The 1,248-nt window shown below is 59.1% G+C and carries 3 protein-coding genes; 2 read left to right on the top strand and 1 reads right to left on the bottom strand.

Annotation, left to right across the window (positions count from 1 at the left end):
* A partial coding sequence (locus IQ216_RS13875) for a SulP family inorganic anion transporter (RefSeq protein WP_255510621.1) occupies nt 1-436 on the bottom strand: 436 nt, incomplete at its 3' end.
* A gap of 98 nt (nt 437-534) precedes the next feature.
* Between IQ216_RS13875 and IQ216_RS13870 the strand changes: the two genes are divergently transcribed.
* Entirely contained in the window at nt 535-723 is a 189-nt protein-coding gene (locus tag IQ216_RS13870; RefSeq protein WP_072676199.1) for a CopG family transcriptional regulator, read from the top strand.
* A 9-nt stretch (nt 724-732) separates the two neighbouring features.
* Nucleotides 733-1,248 (top strand): ChaN family lipoprotein (locus IQ216_RS13865; protein ID WP_193815934.1); only part of this gene is annotated, 516 nt, incomplete at its 3' end.

Here is a 1,248-nt window from a genome sequence, read left to right as displayed (position 1 = left end):
CCGCAATACCGCCGGTGAACCCCAGGGTGACGGATTCCGGGATATACTCGATAAAGCGGCCCAGGCGCATCACCGCCATAATCACCAGCAACACCCCGGACATCAGGGTGGCCAGCAGCAGGCCACCCAGTCCGTAGCTCTGGGCAATGGGGTACAGAATCACCACGAACGCCGCCGTGGGGCCGGAGATGCTGTAACGGCTGCCGCCGAACAGGGCAATCACAAAACCGGCAATGAAGGCGGTATAAAGGCCATACTGGGGGGCAACGCCACTGGCAATGGCCAGCGCCATGGCCAGGGGGATAGCAATAATGCCGACGGTGACGCCGGCCATCAGGTCTTTCAGGAAGCGGCCGCCGGTATAACGCTCATCCACACAGGCTTCACGGAAGGCGTGGGCAATCCTCAGAGAAAACAGATGAGCGCGGTGCGACATGAGGCACTTCCCGGTTGCGGCTATAGCTCAGTCATTATATGCTCACGCCGATTACATTCAATGTTAACCTGATTAACATGCCATGAGCACTACCACTTATGACTAAGGAAAACCGAACAGCCCGATTGACGCTACTGATCGATCCGGAGAAGAAAGCGGTCTTTGAGGAACTGTGCAAAGCAGAGGATGTCACTCCGTCACAGAAAGTCCGCCAGTTTATCCGCGAATACGTCGAGCAGAGACTGGGCGAAGACTGGCGCGAACGGCGCACCGACAAACCTGACTGAGCATCGCCGATGGCCTCACCCGAACGCTTTCGCCTCCCTGTTCTGGCGCTCAGCCTGGCGCTAACGACCGGTTGTGCCCAGCTACCCAAACCGTCCGGCACAGAGCCCGCGCAACCACAAACCCTGTATGACAGCGTACTGGTCGACAGCCATTCAAGCCAGCCAGTCACCATCGACAACCTGGMACGAGCACTGACCAGCACCGATGTRGTGGTGATTGGCGAGTATCATGGCCACCAGGCCTCGCACCTCCTGCAGGCCCAATTGCAACAACGGCTTTACCAACAGCGTCCGCGCCAGGTGTTGACCCTGGAGCAGTTCAACCTGGATTATCAGCCGGCGCTGGACAGTTATCTGGCGGGCATCACCGGCGAAACCGAAATGATCGAAGACGCCAATGCCTGGGACAACTACCGGGCTTCTTACCGGCCGCTGGTAGAATTTTCCCGGCGCCATGATCTTCCCGTTGTTGCCGCCAATGCCCCTGCCGATGTGGTGCGCTGCGTGGGCCGCACCGGCCCGGAC

Source organism: Cyanobium sp. LEGE 06143 (genome assembly GCF_015207535.1).
Taxonomy (GTDB): Bacteria; Cyanobacteriota; Cyanobacteriia; order PCC-6307; family Cyanobiaceae; genus NIES-981.
Note: the sequence above shows the minus strand (reverse complement) of the source record. Positions and strands in the feature narration are given on the sequence as shown.

What these genes read in the sequence shown, in the direction of transcription:
- IQ216_RS13870 (WP_072676199.1), top strand. Translation starts at nt 535, where the DNA reads ATGACTAAGGAAAACCGAACAGCCCGATTGACGCTACTGATCGATCCG.